A 16,188-nucleotide genomic window follows, 5' to 3' on the forward strand; every position below is an offset into this window, starting at 1 on the left:
GTCACTGCCTTCGGCGTTGCGAACCACCGGGCCTCGGTCGACCGGCATCCGGCCTACGGTGTTCCGACCACCGGGGTTCCCTCGGCGATCCGGTCGTGCCGGCCCTGTTCGGTGGGGCCGGAGCCGACCGTGACCGCGATACCGAGCGCGGCGAAGGATATGTGGATATCTGTCAGCGAGTTGTCGGTTCCGCTGAGGTCACCGGGAGCAGTCGCCGCAGGACATCGGTGATGGTGATGAGCCCGATCGGTTCGCCGGCCTCGGGATCGGTGACGATGGCGAGGTGGTTGCGCGTTTCGCGCATGGTGTGCAGGGCCGCGTAAACCGGCAACGCGGCCGACAGGGACAGCACCGGCCGCATCAATTGCCGCGCGGTACTCACCGGTGCGCAGCCCAGGCTGTCGCGTACGTGCACAACGCCTTCGACGGCGGTCTCGCCACGGACCAGCAGCCGCAGATGGCCACTCGTCCGGGATACCGTCTGGATGGTGCCGGGCCCGGCATCCGGGGCGACCGCGCTCGGCGCGGTGCCGGTGCGCACGATATCGGCGACCGTGAGCTGTTCGAGTTCCAGCGCACTGGTCAGGCTGCCGTGATAGCGCTCGTCGAGGGTGCCCGCCGTGGCGGAGTGTTCGACGAGGTGGCGTAGCGCGGCCGGATCCTGACCGGTTTCGACTTCGTCGACGGCGGCAACGCCGACCTTGCTCAGGCACCAGTTCGCGGCGTGATTCAGTGCCGTCAGCAACGGCCGGGTGAGCCACATGAAGGCCCGCATAGGGATGGCCAAGAGCGTGGCCGATTTCTCCGGATGCGCGATGGCCCACGATTTGGGTGCCATCTCACCGACCACGAGGTGCACGAACGTCACCGCGATCAGCGCCAGGACGAACCCGGCGACGTCCGCGGCCCACGCCGGGGCGCCCAGATTCCCGAAAAGCGGTGTGAGCCAATGGTGCACCGCGGGTTTGGTGACCGCTCCCAATGCCAGCGTGCATACGGTGATACCGAGCTGCGATCCGGCCAGCAGCACCGAAAGCTCCGCGGAACTGCGCAGCGCGGCACGAGCGGCCCGGCTGTTCGCGGCGGCGTCTTCGAGGCGATGGCGGCGGGCGGCGATGAGCGCGAACTCCACCGCGACGAAAAACGCGCTGGCGGCGATCAATCCGACCGTGACGGCCGCGACGACCCAGGGGTTACTCATGTCCGGCGCCCTCCGGTTCGCTGCGGACCGTCAGGAACACTGCGGCGGGAACATGCTTGTCGACCTCGCGGACCTGCACGCGGACGGTGCGTGGCGCGGATCGGGAATCGTCGATCAGCTCGAGACCGGGCGGTTCCAGCGGTATCGCGACCTCGTCACCGGTCTCGGGCAGACCACCGAACTCGCTGATCACCAATCCGGCGATGGTTTCGTAGTCACCGGCCGGCAGCGACACCCCGAGCAGCCGTTCGACCTCATCGATATGTACATCCCCGGCGAGCACCCACCCGTCGCCCTCGGCGACCATCTCGGCGGCGGTACCGGCATCGTGTTCGTCGGCGATGGCGCCGACGAGTTCTTCGGCGATGTCCTCGATGGTGACGATCCCGGCGAAACCACCGTATTCGTCGACCACCAATGCCATTTCCTCCCGGGCGGCATCGAGCCGAGTGACCACATCGGGCAGCGACAGCGATTCGGGCACCAGCACGGCCGCCCGCAACCGTGATTCGGCGGTGCCCTCCGGCGGGCGCCCGAGGAGGTCGTGCAGGTGGATCACACCGCGCAGGTCGTCGCTGGAGGTGCCGACGACCGGGTAGCGGGTGTGCCCGGTACTCATCCGTGCCAGCACATCGGCGACCAGATCCTCGATATGCACGGTATCCACTCGGGAGCGTGGAATCATCGCATGTTCGGCGGTGCTGGTGGGGAAATCGAGGATGCGGTCGAGCAGGGTGGACAGCTCCGACGGTAGTTCCCCGGCGTCCCGGGACGCGGCGACGATATGTTCGAGGTCGCGCGGGGTGGCCGAATGCTCGACGTCATGGACGGGCTCGATGCGCAATGCGCGCAACAGCATGTTCGACGATTGGTCGAACAACCGGATCAGCCACCCGAATACTTTCAGATACACCGCGGTCGACAGGGCCAGCCATCGCGCGACCGGTTCGGGCCGGGCGATCGCCAGATTCTTGGGAACCAGCTCCCCGAACAGCATCTGAACGATCGTGGAGAACGCTACCGCCAGGACCGCGCCCACCCCGATGCCGACGGCAGTGGGCACCCCTGCTCCGCCGAGTAGTTCACCGAGACCGCGGCCGATCAGGGGTTCGGCGACATAACCGACCAGCAGCCCGGTGACGGTGATACCGAGCTGAGCGCCGGACAGCATGAACGAGGTCCGCCGGGTGATGCGCAGGGCCCGGCCGGCGGCTGTGTCACCGTCGCGGGCACGGGCTTTGAGCCGGGAGCGGTCCACGGCCATATAGGCGAATTCCTGGGCCACGAAGTACCCGGTCAGCGCGGTGATGAGGAGGACGACGACGATGCCGGCGACGATCCCCAGAACTGTCGTCACCGGCTCGCCCCGTGCCGAAATCGTCGCGGGCGCTCGTCGTCACGGGACGAGCCGGGTTTCCGGTGTTTGCGCGATGCGCGTCTCATGAATGCGGCTCAGACGTTCACGCCGTAGTCGCGGGCGATACCCGCCAGTCCCGAGGCATATCCCTGGCCGATGGCACGGAACTTCCACTCGGCACCGTTGCGGTAGAGCTCGCCGAAAACCATCGCGGTTTCGGTGGAGGCGTCCTCGGACAGGTCGTAGCGCGCGAGCTCGGTGCCGGTATTCCGATCGACGACGCGGATGAAGGCATTGCGGACCTGCCCGAACGACTGCTGGCGCGCGGCCGCGTCGTGGATGGAGACCGGGAAGAAGATATTGGTGATCGACGGGGGAGTGGCCGCGAGATCGACGTTGATCACCTCGTCGTCGCCTTCGCCTTCACCGGTGAGGTTGTCGCCGGTGTGCTCGATACTGCCCTCCGGCGACCGCAGGTTGTTGTAGAACACGAAATGCTGATCGGAGACGACCTTCTGGTCCGGGCCGGTCGCGATCGCGCTCGCGTCCAGATCGAATTCGGCGCCGGTGGTGGACCGGACATCCCAGCCCAGACCGACGGCCACCGCGGTCAGATTCGGTGCCTGCTTGGACAGCGATACATTGCCACCCTTGGCGAGGCTGACACTCATTTCGGCTACTCCTGACTCTCGGTGGTATCCCAGCTGTTCGGGTCCCGCGACCGCTGTGGTGCTGATCCGGATCCCCCGCGACCAGCACTTCGGTTCGCCGCTACCGCTTCGACCGGTGAGAAGGCCGTACGGTGCAGGTGAGTGGGCGGACAACGGATCGTGCGCCGGACGGTTACGCCGTCGTGTGTTCGGCGCGGTGTGTGGTCCGGGTGTCGCGTGCGGACATGATCTCACACTAGCACGCGCCACTGTATGGTTGAGTGGAAGGGAGGTGACCGATGTCGTCCCTACTGAGAATCGGGGAATTCGCCGGTCGCGCCGAAGTCAGCGCGCGCACGGTCGACTACTACACCAGCCTGGGCCTGTTGACTCCCGCGGAACGGACCGCCGGCGGCTATCGCCTCTACGATGCCGCCGATATCGGCCGCGTCCACCTGATCCGGCAACTCGAGGCACAGGGACTGTCGCTCGACGAGATCGCGACCGCGCTCACCACCAGCGCCGGCGATATCGGCCCCGTCCTGACCGCACTCGACGACGATCTGAAACTGCTGCACACCGTCGCCGAAACCGCCCCGTCCGAGGTGCACGGCCTGATCGCGCTGATCAGCGCCCGCGTCCATTCGCTCATCACGGTCGCGTTGCAGGTACCACCCGATATCCCGATCCTGTAGCCGAGGCGCATTTGGTGTGCGCCGGGCCTGCCTACGGTTCACGCCACTGCTGACCGTCGGTTCGACCGGGGGTCAGCCGCGGTGACGCGACCTCGGTCGCTCCGTCGTCGCCCGGCCGCGGACCCGAGTGGCGAGCAGCGGAAACAGCAATACCGTGGTCGCACCCGCCGCGACCAGAGTGGAAGCCATGGTCGCGGACATCAGTTCGCCGCGCACCGCGACCTGGGTGACCGCGACGATGATCGGCAGACCCGTCGCCGCGTACAACGCCAGCTGGAGCCGTTCGTGCGGGTGTTCGAGATTCGCGCCGTGCGCGACGAATCGTTCGCTCAGCCAGACCGTCGAACCCCGCGCGACCCCGATCGCCACCACGAACAGCACCCACATCAGCGGCTCCGCGGCCACGGCCGCGGGGTCGATACCCATTCCGGAGGCGACGAAGAAGATCGGGATGAGCACCCCGTATCCGATGGTTTCCAGGGATTCCTGGATCTCCGGATGCGTTTCGGCCACGAGCCGGCGCAGGATGAGGCCCGCCGCGAACGCGCCGAGCACCACATCGAGTTCGAACACTTCCGCCACGGTCATGAGGACCAGCAGCAGCAGGAACACCAGGCGTACCGGGAGCTGGGTGGTTCCGGTGGCAAGGGTGGCGATCACCCGTTCGGCGCCGGGATGGCGATCCAGGATGCGCTGGGGCACCCACGCCACCACCGCGGCGGCGGCGCCGAACAGGAGCAGGACCACCACCGAAGCCGGCAGGTTGTTCCCGGTCAGCAGTATCGACATGGCCAGCACCGGCCCCAGTTCGCCCACCGCCCCATGGGCCAGTACGGCGCGGCCCAGCGGCTGATCCAGCACGCCGTCCTGTTTCACGATCGGCAGCAGGGTGCCGAGCGCGGTGGAGCTGAGCGCGATGGCGACGGCGATGAGCGCGGTGAATTCGGCATCGGGCGCGGCCAGCCACACCAACAGCAGGGCCAGCACCAAACCGGCCAGCCAGGTCAGCCAGGCGGTGCGACCGGGTTTACCGCCGAGGAGTTTCGGGTCCAGTTCGTAGCCCGCGAGCAGGAACAACATGCCGAGCCCGAGCTCGCTGAGCAGATCGACCCCGCCCCCGGTACCCGCAAGTGCCAGGACGTTCGGCCCGACAACGACCCCCAGCCCCAGCAGCAGCACCACATCGGGGATCAGGCCGCGCAGCAACCGGGACAGCAGCGGTGCCGCCACCGCGGTGGCCGCGATCCAGAACAGCGATACGATCGCCGACGGTTCCGAACCCACGGACGCCGCCCATATCGTCATTCGATCATGGTCGCATCGGGACGCCCACCCGCCCGGCGCCGACACGGCGAAGCCTTCTCACTGTTCCGTGCCGGTCGCCGGTATTTCAGATGCGCCGGGTGTCCCAGGTGGCGATCGCCCAGATGATGACGATATCCAGGGCGATGATCAGAATCGACCACAGCGGGTAGTAGGGCAGCCACAGGAAGTTCACCACGATCGACAGCGCGGCCAGGCCGATGGCCGTGACCCGCGCCCAGGTGGCGCCGGTCATCAACGCGAGCGCGGTGAGGATCAGCAGGATGCCGAAAACGATATGCACCCAGCCCCAGCTGGAGAGGTCGAGCTCGTAGACATACTGGGGGCCGGAGACGAATACCTCGTCCTCGGCGACCGCGGAGATGCCCTGGAACAGGGTGATGAATCCCGCGGTGAGCAACAGCGCGGCGGCGGCGATGGATGCGCCTCCGGCCACCGCCTGTTTCACCGGCTGTCCTTGGTCGGGCGCCGCATGTGCCCCGGTTCTGGGGGACTGCGCTGCGGGTTGGGTGGTCATAGTGCTCCCTTCGGGATGGGAGGGGCCAACACCGGACCCTGAGAACTGATCGCCGATGACGCCCTCATACGCCACACTTCGATTCCCTTGTTCTGATGGGCGATTATGCCACTGGCCAGGTACTTCGAACAGAACCGAGCGGTTTCGGTGCCGAGTCGCGATACTTCGGAAAAATATTTCCGGCGGGTTGTCGATCCGCCGGCTCCTCGTTCGACCTATGGGTGAAAGGGTTCGAACGCAGCCCTACGACACAAGGGAGACCGACCATGAAGTACATGCTGATCATGCGCGCGACCGACGAGGCCTTCGCGCAGATGGGTGATATCGATTTCGACCAGATGCTGGAAACGGTCGGCCGGTTCAACGACGAGCTGATCCGGGCCGGAGTGCTGCTCGCCGCCGAGGGCCTCGACGATGCCGCCGAGGGGGTGGTCGTCGACTACTCCTCAGCGGATCCGGTGGTCACCGACGGTCCCTACGGCGAGACCAAAGAGCTTTTCGGCGGCTATTACATTCTCAACGTCGCCTCCAAGGAAGAGGCCGTGGAGTGGGCCAAGCGGATGCCGATGGGCGGACCGGGCTTCAAAACCGAGATCCGCCGGGTCAGCACCATCGACGAATTCCCGCAGGACAATATCTGGATCCAGAAGGAGCGCGCCTGGCGCGAAGCCACCGGCCAGCTCTGATCGGTGCGCACGGTGGCCGACCACGAAGGCCGGGAGACGGTTGCGGCGGTCTGGCGGATCGAATCCGCACGGATCGTCGGCGCCCTCGCCCGCTACACCGGTGATTTCCCCCTCGCCGAAGATCTCGCCCAGGAGGCGCTCGCCGAAGCCCTGGTGACCTGGCCGCGAGAAGGCGTGCCACGGAACCCGGCCGGCTGGCTGCTCACCGTCGGTAAACGGCGCGCCATCGACGGTTTCCGGCGGCGCACCGCGCTCGACGACCGCTATGCCGCCCTCGCCCGCGATCTGGGTGAGGGCGGTATAGCCGCGGGCAGCGAGGAGGCGTCGCGGCCGGACGAGGAACTCTGGGATCCGGACCGGATCGACGACGATGTGCTGGCCCTGATGTTCATCTCCTGCCATCCGGTGCTGTCACCGGAGGCGCGAGTGGCATTGACCCTGCGTGTCGTCGGTGGTCTCACCAGCGACGAGATTGCGCGGGCCTTCTTGGTGCCGACGGCCACCGTGCAGGCGCGGATCACCAGGGCGAAGAAAACCCTCGCCGCGGCCCGCGTGCCGTTCGAGGTGCCACCCGCCGCCGAGCGGCCCGCGCGGCTGGTATCGGTGCTGCGGGTGGTGTACGTGATCTTCACCGAGGGCTCGTCGGCGAGTTCGGGTACCGATCTCATCCGGGTCGACCTCGCCGCCGAAGCACAGCGTCTGGCGCGCGTCCTGACCCGGTTGGTCCCGGACGAACCGGAGGCCCAGAGCCTGCTCGCCCTCCTCGAACTCACTGCCGCGCGTTTCCCCGCACGCACCGGTCCCGACGGTGCGCCGGTGCTGCTGGAGCACCAGGATCGGCGCCGCTGGGACCGCAGCGCCATCGGCCGGGGCCGGGCTGCCCTGGCCCGCGCCGAGAAAGCCGGGCGCGGGCTGGGAATCTACGGTTTGCAGGCCGCGATCGCGGAATGCCATGCCGTGGCGGCCTCGGTCGCGGAAACCGATTGGGAGCGGATCGTGCTGCTCTACGAGGCGCTGGGCCGGCTGGCGCCCTCCCCGGTGGTCGAGGTGAACCGGGCAGTCGCGGTCTCGATGGCCCGCGGCCCGGCCGCCGCACTGCGGATCGTCGACGACCTGGTGGCCGAGGACGCGCTGCCGAACTCGCATCTGCTGCCGAGCGTGCGCGGTGAACTGCTCATCCGACTCGGCCGTCCGGCGGAAGCGCGCACGGAGCTGGAACTCGCGGTGACCCGCTGCGGTAATGAACGTGAACGCGCGGTACTCGAGGAAAAAATCCGGCGTCTGGACTGATGGTCCGGTGGTCGGCCGCGGCCACAGAGCTCGATCGGGAGGTGCCACCGACCTCGGCGGCGAAGTCGGCAGGCACTGTCGGCAACCACCGGAGATGCAGACGACACCGGCGTGTACGTTCGGCCGGACCGCTGCGACCCACCGACCTTCGCGGTCAGCCGGACCCCACCGGAGCACCGGCGCGGACCTTGTCCGCCAGTTGCGCGGGTAGGCGATCGTGCCGCAGGTATTCCCGGGTGAAATGCGCGATGCCGTGGGTGAGCGAACGCAGGTCCACCGCGTAGCGGGCGAGCTCGGCCTCCGGTACTTCCGCGCGGATCAGCGTTCGCCCCGCCTCGGCGGGTTCGGTGCCCAGGATGCGGGCGCGGCGTACGGACAGGTCGCTCAGTGCCGCACCGAGATGCTCGTCCGGAACCCGGACGTCCACCTGTGCGATGGGTTCGAGCAGGTCGATCCGGCCCTGAGCGGCCGCGTCGCGCAGGGCCAGCGCCCCGGCGGTCTGGAATGCCGCATCGGAGGAGTCCACCGAATGCGACTTACCGTCGACCAAGGTGACGCGCACATCGACCAGCGGATACTCAGCGGTCACACCCCGCGCTGCCTGGGCCCGCACACCCTTCTCCACCGAGCCGATGAACTGCCGCGGTACGGCGCCGCCGATCACCCTGTCGACGAACTCGATACCCGACCCTTCCGGTGCCGGCTCCACTTCGATATCGCAGACCGCGTATTGCCCGTGCCCGCCGGATTGTTTGACATGGCGCCCGTGTCCGGTGGCCTTACCGGCGAACGTCTCCCGCAGCGCGACTCGGTACTCCTCGATATCCACCGACACCCCGAACCGGCTGCGCAACCGTTCCAGCGCGACATCACGCTGTGCCTCGCCGAGCGACCACAACACCAGCTGGCCGGTGCGTTCGTTGTTCTCCACCCGCAGTGCGGGGTCCTCCGCGACCAGCCGGGCCAGGCTCTGCGAGAGCTTGTCCTCATCGGCTTTGCTGTGCGCGCGGACGGCCGTGGGCAGCAGCGGATCCGGCATCCGCCACGGTTCGATCAGCAGTGGTGAACCGGTGCCCGAGAGCGTATCGCCGGTTTCGGCGTGCCCGAGTTTGGTCACATAGGCGATATCTCCGGCGATCGCCTCGTCGAGTGGGCGCTGTTCCCGCCCGAAGGGCGCGGTCACACCCCCGATGCGTTCCTCGGCGTCGTGGTCGGCGACCGGGCCGTGCCCGCAGATGTGCACGGTGTCGTCGGCGTGCAATGTTCCGGAGAACATCCGGACCAGGGATATCCGGCCGACGTACGGGTCGGAGGAGGTGCGGATGACCTCGGCGGCCAGCTCCGCGGCCGGGTCGCAGCGCAACGCGACCGGTTTCGACCCGTTCGCCAGGTGCACGGCCGATACGGGATGCTCATCCGGGGTGGGAAACCCGGCGGTGACGAGGTCGAGCAGCTCGACGGTGCCCAGACCCTGCCGGCCCTCGCCCACGGCCGGGGCCGCGAACAACACCGGATGGAAACTGCCGCGCGCCACCGCGCGTTCGAGATCGGCGATCAGTGTGCTGAGTTCGACGGCTTCCCCCGCGAGGTAGCGGTCCATGAGGGTTTCGTCCTCGCTTTCGGCGATGATGCCCTCGATGAGCCGCTCCCGGGCATGTTCGACGATCGCCACATCGTCCGGCGAGTCCGGGACCCACCGTCGTTCACCGGTCGAATAGTCGGCCACCCGCTGTTCCAGCAGTTCCACCAGCCCGGTGGCGGGCCGGTGCCCGTCCGCGGCGGCGGGCCCGTACACCGGTAGGTGCAGCGGGAGGACGTTCTCGGCCGAACCTCCACCGAGCAGCGCCTGGCAGGTCCGCGTCATCTCGTCGAAATCGGCGCGCGCCGTATCCAGATGGGTCAGCACGATGGCCCGCGGCATCCCGACGCTCGCGCATTCCTCCCACAGTGCCCGCGAAACCCCACCGACCCCCTCGACTCCGTCGGCCGCCGACACCACGAAAAGGGCGGCGTCGGCCGCCCGGAGACCGGCACGGAGCTCGCCCACGAAATCCGCGTATCCCGGCGTATCGATGAGGTTCACCTTCACCCCGCCCCAGTGCACCGGTACCACCGACAGTTGCACCGACCGGTGCCGGCGCTGCTCGATCTCGTCGTAATCGGACAGGGAGCTGCCCTCTTCGACCCGCCCCACCCGGTTGACCGCCCCGGACGCCAGCGCCAACGCGTCGACCAGGGTTGTCTTTCCGGCTCCGCTACCCCCGACCAGCACCACATTCCGGATATCCACCGGCCGTGGCGCCCCGTTCGCTCTGTCCACCATGACTCACCGTCCTCGGGAATCGGCACGCGGTTGTCTATGAGCTTCCCACCCGGACGCGCGCAGGTCCACGGCCCGGCCGGAACCGATGGGCCGCGACCGATCGGCGGGGCGTCGTGCGGAGCGCGGTTCGCCGGAGTGGCTGTCGGTCCGATCCGCGCAGGGTTATGGCTATGAACTGGATAAATAGCGGTGTAACATCACGGAATGAAAATGTGATCTACCTCCTGATGGCGCAGGGTCGCGCCCCGAGCAGAGGAGGCACATTGTCCTACCCCTCCGGCGATCAGCCGCAGCATTCCGGTGGGCCGCAGGGATATCGGCAGGTGCGGTACTCACCCGCCGAGATGCCTCCGCCGGGAAACCACCCGTCTCGGCAGACAGCGAGATGGCCGTGGATCGCCGGGGGGCTCGTTCTCGTACTGGCCCTCCTGTTCGCCGGCGGGTTCACATTGTTCGGGAACGGTGACGACGAGAACGTTGCCGACGAGATCACCGTGACCTACGAGGTCCTCGGCACCGGTTCCGAGGCCGCGGTCACGTACCTGGACCAGGATCGAGATATGGCGCAGGAAACCGGGGTTTCGCTGCCATGGAGCAAACAGGTGCCCGTCGGCGGCCGGGACCCGATGGTGTCCATGACCGCGGCCAACGGTCCCGACGGCGGCGACATCACCTGCCGCATCCTGGTCGGCGGCCGGGTGATGACCGAACAGACCTCCAGCGGCCCGTACGCCTCGGCGAGTTGTTCGGGGGATGCGGGCGAGCAGTAGTCCGGCCGGCGCGTCCGGATACTCAGGCGAACCGGCGCCGTAATTCGTCCTTCCTGATCTTGCCGGTGGCGTTCCGCGGAATTTCGTCCAGCACCACGAGGGATTTCGGGATCTTGTATCCGGCCAGCCGAGGGGTCAGGAATTCGACCAGCCGATCGAGATCCACTGTGCTGCCGGCTACCGGGACGACCGCCGCGCACCCGACCTCACCCCACTTCTCATCGGGTACGGCGAATACCGCACAGTCGTCGATCTCCGGCATCTCCACGATCGCCGCCTCGACCTCGGCCGGATAGATGTTCTCGCCGCCGGAGATGATCATGTCCTTGAGGCGGTCCACGATCCGGACGAATCCCTCGTCGTCCGCCACCCCGATATCACCGGAGCGGAACCAGCCGTCCGCGGTGAACGCGGCGGCGGTGGCGGCCGGATTGTTCCAGTATTCGCGCATGAGATTCGGGCCGCTGATCTGGATCTCGCCGCGTTCTCCCGTCCGGACCGGCCGATTGTCCGGGTCGACGATGCGGACATCGGTGAAGAAATGCGGAACGCCGGCGGTGCCGAGTTTGCGCTCCGCGTGCTCCGCCGTGAGCACGAGGGTCCCGGGTCCCGCCTCGGTGAGGCCGTAACCCTGGCACATCGTGATACCGCGTTCGGTGTAGACCCGCAGTGTCCCGGGCGGCACCGGCGCCGCCCCGACGAGGATCCGGCGCAGCGCCGACAGATCCGCGTGTGGCCAGCGAGGGTGCGCGCAGATCCGGTCGAGCATCGTCGGGACGGCGAATGCGTAGGTGACCCGTTCCCGTTCCATCCGGTCGAGGACGTGCGCGGCGTCGAAACCGCGTTCGATGATGACCTGTCCGCCGGTGAGCAGGGTCGGTAACGCGATCATGTCCAGCGCGGCGGTATGGAACAGCGGTGCGTAGACCAGCGCGACCTCATCGCTGCGCAGGTCCAGGTCCAGGACGGCGTTGAGGACAGCGAAGACGATATTGCCGTGGGTGAGCACAACACCTTTGGGGCGGCCGGTCGTCCCGGATGTGTACATGATGAAACACGGGTCGTCGTGACCGACCGGTTCGTCGATCCGGTCGGTTCCTGATCTGGCGATCAGGTCCTCGTAACCGACGGCGCCGGCGTCGTTCGTGTCGCCGAGCACCACCCGATGCACGGGCTTCGTCCGGTGGGCTGCCGGAACCGCGATCCCGGCGAGTTCCGCGGAGTGGATCAGCACGCTCGCGCCACAGTCCTGGAGGACGTATTCCACCTCGCCGGCGGTGAGCCTGGCATTGAGCGGGACGAAGGTGGCGCCGAGCAGCCCGCAGGCGAACAGCACCTCGAGGTAGGCCGGATGGTTCGCGCTGAGCAGCGCGACCCGATCACCACGCTGCACGCCCAGCTCGCGCAATCCGTGCGCCAGCGCGGTGACCCGGCCGTCGAGTTCGCGATACGTCGTCGATCCGCCGTCGAAAACGACGGCGGTCTTGTCCGGGGACAGGCGGGCCCGGCGCAAAGGCCAGGAACCGGTGCCGTGGTTGCGCATGGGACTGACTCCTCCGGCTCTATTCGAAGAATCGGTAGACGGCTTCGGCGACCACCGCGGGGCGCTGGGCGCCGTCGAGTTCGATCTCGGCGCCGATCGTCAGCTGCATACCGCCCTTCGGCAGCTCTTCGAGCTTGCGCAGCGTGGCGTTCAACCGCACGCGGCCGCCGGCGGGAACGGGATTGGTGAAACGCACCTTGTTGAGGCCGTAGTTCACCGCCATGGTCACGCTGTCGACCGTCAGGACCTCGTCCCACATCGGGATGATCAGGGAAAGCGTCAGGTAGCCGTGCGCGATCGGGCCGCCGAACGGGCTCTCGGCCTGCGCGCGCTCAGGGTCGGTGTGGATCCACTGGTGGTCGTCGGTGGCCGCGGCGAAGGTGTCGATCCGCTGCTGCGGAATCTCGAACCAGGAGCTCGTCCCGAGGGACTGTCCTTCGAGCGCGGCGAGGTCGGCCAGGGTGGCGACGTGGGTGGTGGTCATGGTGTTCTCCGTGATCTCTGGGGTCAGGGGGTGATGCGGAGGGCGCGCAGCGCGTTCTCCTTGAAGATCAGTGGACGGATCTCCGGTTCGATCTCGAGGTTCGCGAAATCCTTCATCCAGCGGTCCACCTGGATGACCGGGAAGTCGGAGCCGAACAGCACCTTGGAGCGCAACATCGAGTTGGCCGCCCGGATCAGCTGCGGCGGAAAGTACTTCGGAGACCAGCCGGACAGATCGATGTAGACGTTGGCCTTGTGTGTGGCGATGGCGATCTGTGAATCCACCCACGGCACCGAGGGGTGGGCCATGATCAGCGTGAGATCGGGGAAGTCGGCGGCGACATCGTCGAGCAGCATCGGATCGGAGTAGCGGAGTTTGATGCCGTGTCCGCCGGGCAGCCCGGCGCCGATCCCCGTCTGCCCGGTGTGGAACAGCGCGGGTACGCCGGCCTCGGTCAGCGCCTCGTACAGGGGGTAGAAGGCGGGGTCGTTGGGCTCGAACGCCTGCATGCTGGGATGGAATTTGAACCCGCGCACCCCGTACGAGTCGACCAGTCGGTGGATGCGGCGGACTGCGGCTCTGCCCTGCCACGGGTCGACCGAGCCGAACGGGATCAGGACATCGTTGTGTTCGGCGGCCTTCTCGGCGATCTCCTCGACGGAGTTCGGGGCGTGCCCGCTGCCCGAGCTCGCGTCCACGGTGAACACCACGGCGGCCATATTCCGTTCGCGGTAGTGTCCGGCGATGGTGTCGATGTCCGGTGTCCGTTCTTCTCCGGACTTGAAGTATTTCTCCGAGGCCGCCATCAGATCGTCATCGAGGGAGCGGTGTCCGCAGCCGTCGATTTCGACGTGGGTATGGATATCCAGGGCCGCGATCCCGGCGAAGTCGATGGCGTATTCGTAGCGGGTGGTCATCGCCGGCTCACTTCCCGGCCGTCAGTTCGGCGGGGAATTCCTCGCCGACCGATTGGCGATGCCCGGACAGGGCCGGCCAGGCCGCGCCCAGATCCTCGGCGGTCCAGCCGCCGTCGCGGTAGGCGATGCCGGCCGGCGTGGGGTGGGTCCACAGGGCGACCCGGTCGCCGCCGATCGCGAAGGCCTGGCCGGTGATATCGGCGGCCTCGTCACTCGCCAGGAACGTGACGATTCCCGCGGCATCCTCGACGGTGCCCATTCCGACATCGCGGCGGATGAGATCCGGCAGGCTGCCGGTCTGTTCCATCCTCTCGATATAGGGCCGGAACAGGGGGATGGTCTCCGTCATCGCGGTGACCGCGACCGGGCAGACCGCGTTGGCGGTGATCCCCGCGCGCTGTAGTTCCATGGCCCAGGTGCGGACCATACCGACGATGCCGGATTTCGCGCCGGAATAGTTGGTCTGCCCGAAATTGCCGCGCTGGCCGGCCGGTGACCCGACGCAGATGAGACGACCGCCTTCTCCTTGTTCCCGGAACCGCAGGACGGCTTCCCGGGCGCAGGTGAAGGTGCCCCGGAGGTGGACGGAGACGACGTCGTCGAACGCCTCGTCGCTCATCTTCCAGAGCACCGAATCGCGCAGGATACCGGCGTTGGTGACCATGATGTCGAGCCGGCCGAACTCCTCGACCGCGGTCGCGACCAGTTGCCGCGCGGTCTCGGTGGGACCGACGGGTGCGATGACGGCGGCTGCGCGCCCGCCCGCCGCGTGGATCTCGGCGACGGCTTTGTCCGCCGTTTCGGCGTTCACGTCGTTGACGACCACGGCCACACCGTGCCGGGCGAGGTCCTTCGCGTAGGCCAGGCCGAGACCCTGCCCGCTGCCGGTGACGACGGCGACCTTGTTGCTCATATCCACTTCGCGCTCCTTCGGGACGGTGATGCCGATAACAAGGAAACATCTATTATTGATAAAGTCAATCGTTGAATCCTGCTAGCCTTAGCGCGCTGTACTCGAGCGCCGCGACAAGGAGGCACGATGGCTCACTCCCCGGAGGTCCGGCTACTGGACGACCTCGGGTTTCTTCTCACCCGGGCCGGTGGTCTGGTGGTGGGGTCGGTGAACAAGGCGCTGGCACCTCTCGGACTGAAGGTGCGGCCCTATTCGGTGCTCGTGCTCGCCTGCGAGAACGCCGCGGGGGTGAATCAGCGGGCGGTGGCCGCCACTCTCGGGCTCGACCCCAGTCAGGTGGTCGCGCTGGTCGACGATCTGGAGCGGCGAGGGCTGGTCGAACGGATCGCCGATCACGCCGACCGGCGCAACAAGCTGATCGTCGCCACCGCGGCCGGGCGTGCGGTGCTCGGCGAGGCGCGAGGGTTGGTGGACGAGGTCCACAGTCGCTGCTTCGGCCAGTTGCCCGAACAGGTCCTGGACGATATGCGCGAGGCGCTGCGCGGGCTGGTCGCCGAGCGTTAGAGTCCGCACCGGTACCCGGCGGTGGAACGGTTTCGCTACCGCGGCGGTCCCGCTGTGTATATCGTCATATTCATGACGCATGCAGAAATTCTGACTAATGACATCGCCTCTGCGGTGAAACCGCAGAGCGTTCTGCTCACCGTTCTGGGCCGCTATGTCCTCGATCGCGAGATGGTGGTGAGTACGACCAGTCTCATCGACGTGCTCGCGGCGATCGGAATCGGCGCGCACGCCACCCGGTCGACGCTGAACCGCATGGCCAAACGGGGTCTGCTCGCCCGGCACCGGGCCGGTCGTAATGCCTACGTCGCGTTGACGCCGCGGCTTACCGAGATCCTTCGGGACGGCCATGTGCGGATCTGGCGCACCGGTGCGGTGGAGGCGAACTGGGACGGCTCCTGGACGATGCTGACCTTCAGTTTTCCGGAATCCTGGCAGCGGCAGCGGCACGATCTCCGGGCCCGGCTGCAGTGGGCGGGTTTCGGATCGCTGCAGGGCGGTTTGTGGATTGCGCCGTCTACCGGTGACGTTCGCGAAATCCTGGACGGAGTCGAGGGCGCCGAGCGAGTGCGAGTCTTCCGCTGCCGGGCCGATGCCTGTACCGATATCCCGGCGATGCTGCGCGATGCCTGGGACGTCGCGGGTATCTCCGGGCTGTACCGCGATTTCATCCAACGGTGGAGCGATCCCGGCCGAATCGGGTCGCACAGCGCGCTGGTGACCCAGTTGCTGCTGGTGACGGAATGGTTGCAGGTGATCCGGCAGGACCCCCGTCTACCACTGGAGCACCTCCCTGGGGACTGGCCCGCCGCGCCGGCGCAGCGGCTGTTCCACGAGCTGCACGACCGGCTGGACGCCGTGGCCCGGGCCGAGGCCGTGGAGCGTCTCGACCTCCGTTCGCCGGAATCCCTGTCGGTGCGTTGATATTCGTCATTTTGTAGACGGTTGAAAGAAT

At 67.4% G+C, this 16,188-nt stretch carries 16 protein-coding genes; 6 read left to right on the plus strand and 10 right to left on the minus strand.

The window, feature by feature from the left end; translation table 11 throughout:
- Positions 1 to 172 precede the first annotated feature (172 nt).
- From QH195_RS07580 to QH195_RS07590, 3 genes are all read right to left on the minus strand, one after another.
- Positions 173 to 1,201 carry a hemolysin family protein gene (locus QH195_RS07580; RefSeq protein WP_280434851.1) on the minus strand — a complete coding sequence of 343 codons (1,029 nt, stop codon included), beginning with the start codon at positions 1,199 to 1,201 and terminating at the stop codon, positions 173 to 175.
- On the minus strand, positions 1,194 to 2,558 hold the full coding sequence (locus QH195_RS07585) for a hemolysin family protein (protein WP_280434852.1): 1,365 nt from the start codon (positions 2,556 to 2,558) through the stop codon (positions 1,194 to 1,196). Before QH195_RS07585 ends, QH195_RS07580 begins: the two co-directional genes overlap by 8 nt.
- Positions 2,559 to 2,653: 95 nt before the next feature.
- Positions 2,654 to 3,229, minus strand: coding sequence for a TerD family protein (locus QH195_RS07590; protein ID WP_280434853.1), 576 nt, complete (start codon positions 3,227 to 3,229; stop codon positions 2,654 to 2,656).
- A gap of 278 nt (positions 3,230 to 3,507) precedes the next feature.
- Here QH195_RS07590 and QH195_RS07595 point away from each other — a divergent pair, with 278 nt between their 5' ends.
- Positions 3,508 to 3,903 (plus strand): MerR family transcriptional regulator, encoded by a 396-nt coding sequence (locus QH195_RS07595; protein ID WP_280434854.1) that lies wholly within the window; start codon positions 3,508 to 3,510, stop codon positions 3,901 to 3,903.
- A 72-nt stretch (positions 3,904 to 3,975) separates the two neighbouring features.
- Here QH195_RS07595 and QH195_RS07600 read toward each other — a convergent pair whose 3' ends face one another.
- Together QH195_RS07600 and QH195_RS07605 are read right to left on the minus strand one after the other, a co-directional pair.
- Positions 3,976 to 5,208, minus strand: a complete 1,233-nt coding sequence (locus QH195_RS07600) for a cation:proton antiporter (RefSeq protein WP_280420822.1) — start codon at positions 5,206 to 5,208, stop codon at positions 3,976 to 3,978.
- A gap of 85 nt (positions 5,209 to 5,293) precedes the next feature.
- A complete protein-coding gene (locus QH195_RS07605) occupies positions 5,294 to 5,743 on the minus strand; it encodes a DUF7144 family membrane protein (protein WP_280434855.1) in 450 nt (149 codons plus the stop codon).
- Positions 5,744 to 6,009: 266 nt separating this feature from the next.
- Here QH195_RS07605 and QH195_RS07610 point away from each other — a divergent pair, with 266 nt between their 5' ends.
- Positions 6,010 to 6,429 (plus strand): YciI family protein, encoded by a 420-nt coding sequence (locus tag QH195_RS07610; protein ID WP_280420824.1) that lies wholly within the window; start codon positions 6,010 to 6,012, stop codon positions 6,427 to 6,429.
- Positions 6,430 to 6,441: 12 nt separating this feature from the next.
- A complete protein-coding gene (locus QH195_RS07615) occupies positions 6,442 to 7,719 on the plus strand; it encodes an RNA polymerase sigma factor (protein ID WP_280434856.1) in 1,278 nt (425 codons plus the stop codon).
- Between the two features lie 154 nt (positions 7,720 to 7,873).
- Here the strand turns inward: QH195_RS07615 and QH195_RS07620 are convergent, their stop codons facing one another.
- A complete protein-coding gene (locus QH195_RS07620) occupies positions 7,874 to 10,042 on the minus strand; it encodes an elongation factor G-like protein EF-G2 (RefSeq protein ID WP_280434857.1) in 2,169 nt (722 codons plus the stop codon).
- 212 nt (positions 10,043 to 10,254) lie between these two features.
- Between QH195_RS07620 and QH195_RS07625 the strand changes: the two genes are divergently transcribed.
- On the plus strand, positions 10,255 to 10,812 hold the full coding sequence (locus QH195_RS07625; protein ID WP_280434858.1) for an MmpS family transport accessory protein: 558 nt from the start codon (positions 10,255 to 10,257) through the stop codon (positions 10,810 to 10,812).
- Between the two features lie 22 nt (positions 10,813 to 10,834).
- Here QH195_RS07625 and QH195_RS07630 read toward each other — a convergent pair whose 3' ends face one another.
- The 4 genes from QH195_RS07630 to QH195_RS07645 are packed head-to-tail and all read right to left on the minus strand — an operon-like array spanning position 10,835 to position 14,675.
- On the minus strand, positions 10,835 to 12,355 hold the full coding sequence (locus tag QH195_RS07630) for an acyl-CoA synthetase (RefSeq protein WP_280434859.1): 1,521 nt from the start codon (positions 12,353 to 12,355) through the stop codon (positions 10,835 to 10,837).
- Between the two features lie 19 nt (positions 12,356 to 12,374).
- Complete coding sequence (gene couM, locus QH195_RS07635) at positions 12,375 to 12,839, minus strand: p-hydroxycinnamoyl-CoA hydratase (RefSeq protein WP_280434860.1); 465 nt, start codon at positions 12,837 to 12,839, stop codon at positions 12,375 to 12,377.
- A 23-nt stretch (positions 12,840 to 12,862) separates the two neighbouring features.
- On the minus strand, positions 12,863 to 13,756 hold the full coding sequence (couO, locus tag QH195_RS07640; RefSeq protein ID WP_280434861.1) for a 4-hydroxyphenyl-beta-ketoacyl-CoA hydrolase: 894 nt from the start codon (positions 13,754 to 13,756) through the stop codon (positions 12,863 to 12,865).
- 7 nt (positions 13,757 to 13,763) lie between these two features.
- Positions 13,764 to 14,675 carry an SDR family oxidoreductase gene (locus QH195_RS07645; protein WP_280434862.1) on the minus strand — a complete coding sequence of 304 codons (912 nt, stop codon included), beginning with the start codon at positions 14,673 to 14,675 and terminating at the stop codon, positions 13,764 to 13,766.
- 120 nt (positions 14,676 to 14,795) lie between these two features.
- Between QH195_RS07645 and QH195_RS07650 the strand changes: the two genes are divergently transcribed.
- Positions 14,796 to 15,233 carry a MarR family winged helix-turn-helix transcriptional regulator gene (locus tag QH195_RS07650; protein ID WP_280434863.1) on the plus strand — a complete coding sequence of 146 codons (438 nt, stop codon included), beginning with the start codon at positions 14,796 to 14,798 and terminating at the stop codon, positions 15,231 to 15,233.
- A 72-nt stretch (positions 15,234 to 15,305) separates the two neighbouring features.
- On the plus strand, positions 15,306 to 16,157 hold the full coding sequence (locus tag QH195_RS07655) for a PaaX family transcriptional regulator (protein ID WP_280434864.1): 852 nt from the start codon (positions 15,306 to 15,308) through the stop codon (positions 16,155 to 16,157).
- The last annotated feature ends 31 nt before the right edge of the window (positions 16,158 to 16,188 follow it).

The sequence above is a fragment of the Nocardia carnea genome (assembly GCF_029868855.1).
Taxonomy (GTDB): Bacteria; Actinomycetota; Actinomycetes; order Mycobacteriales; family Mycobacteriaceae; genus Nocardia; species Nocardia carnea_A.

What these genes read in the sequence shown, in the direction of transcription:
- QH195_RS07580 (WP_280434851.1), bottom strand. Translation starts at nt 1,201, where the DNA reads ATGAGTAACCCCTGGGTCGTCGCGGCCGTCACGGTCGGATTGATCGCC.
- QH195_RS07590 (WP_280434853.1), bottom strand. Translation starts at nt 3,229, where the DNA reads ATGAGTGTCAGCCTCGCCAAGGGTGGCAATGTATCGCTGTCCAAGCAG.
- QH195_RS07595 (WP_280434854.1), top strand. Translation starts at nt 3,508, where the DNA reads ATGTCGTCCCTACTGAGAATCGGGGAATTCGCCGGTCGCGCCGAAGTC.
- QH195_RS07600 (WP_280420822.1), bottom strand. Translation starts at nt 5,208, where the DNA reads ATGACGATATGGGCGGCGTCCGTGGGTTCGGAACCGTCGGCGATCGTA.
- QH195_RS07605 (WP_280434855.1), bottom strand. Translation starts at nt 5,743, where the DNA reads ATGACCACCCAACCCGCAGCGCAGTCCCCCAGAACCGGGGCACATGCG.
- QH195_RS07610 (WP_280420824.1), top strand. Translation starts at nt 6,010, where the DNA reads ATGAAGTACATGCTGATCATGCGCGCGACCGACGAGGCCTTCGCGCAG.
- QH195_RS07620 (WP_280434857.1), bottom strand. Translation starts at nt 10,042, where the DNA reads ATGGTGGACAGAGCGAACGGGGCGCCACGGCCGGTGGATATCCGGAAT.
- QH195_RS07630 (WP_280434859.1), bottom strand. Translation starts at nt 12,355, where the DNA reads ATGCGCAACCACGGCACCGGTTCCTGGCCTTTGCGCCGGGCCCGCCTG.
- couM (WP_280434860.1), bottom strand. Translation starts at nt 12,839, where the DNA reads ATGACCACCACCCACGTCGCCACCCTGGCCGACCTCGCCGCGCTCGAA.
- couO (WP_280434861.1), bottom strand. Translation starts at nt 13,756, where the DNA reads ATGACCACCCGCTACGAATACGCCATCGACTTCGCCGGGATCGCGGCC.
- QH195_RS07650 (WP_280434863.1), top strand. Translation starts at nt 14,796, where the DNA reads ATGGCTCACTCCCCGGAGGTCCGGCTACTGGACGACCTCGGGTTTCTT.
- QH195_RS07655 (WP_280434864.1), top strand. Translation starts at nt 15,306, where the DNA reads ATGACGCATGCAGAAATTCTGACTAATGACATCGCCTCTGCGGTGAAA.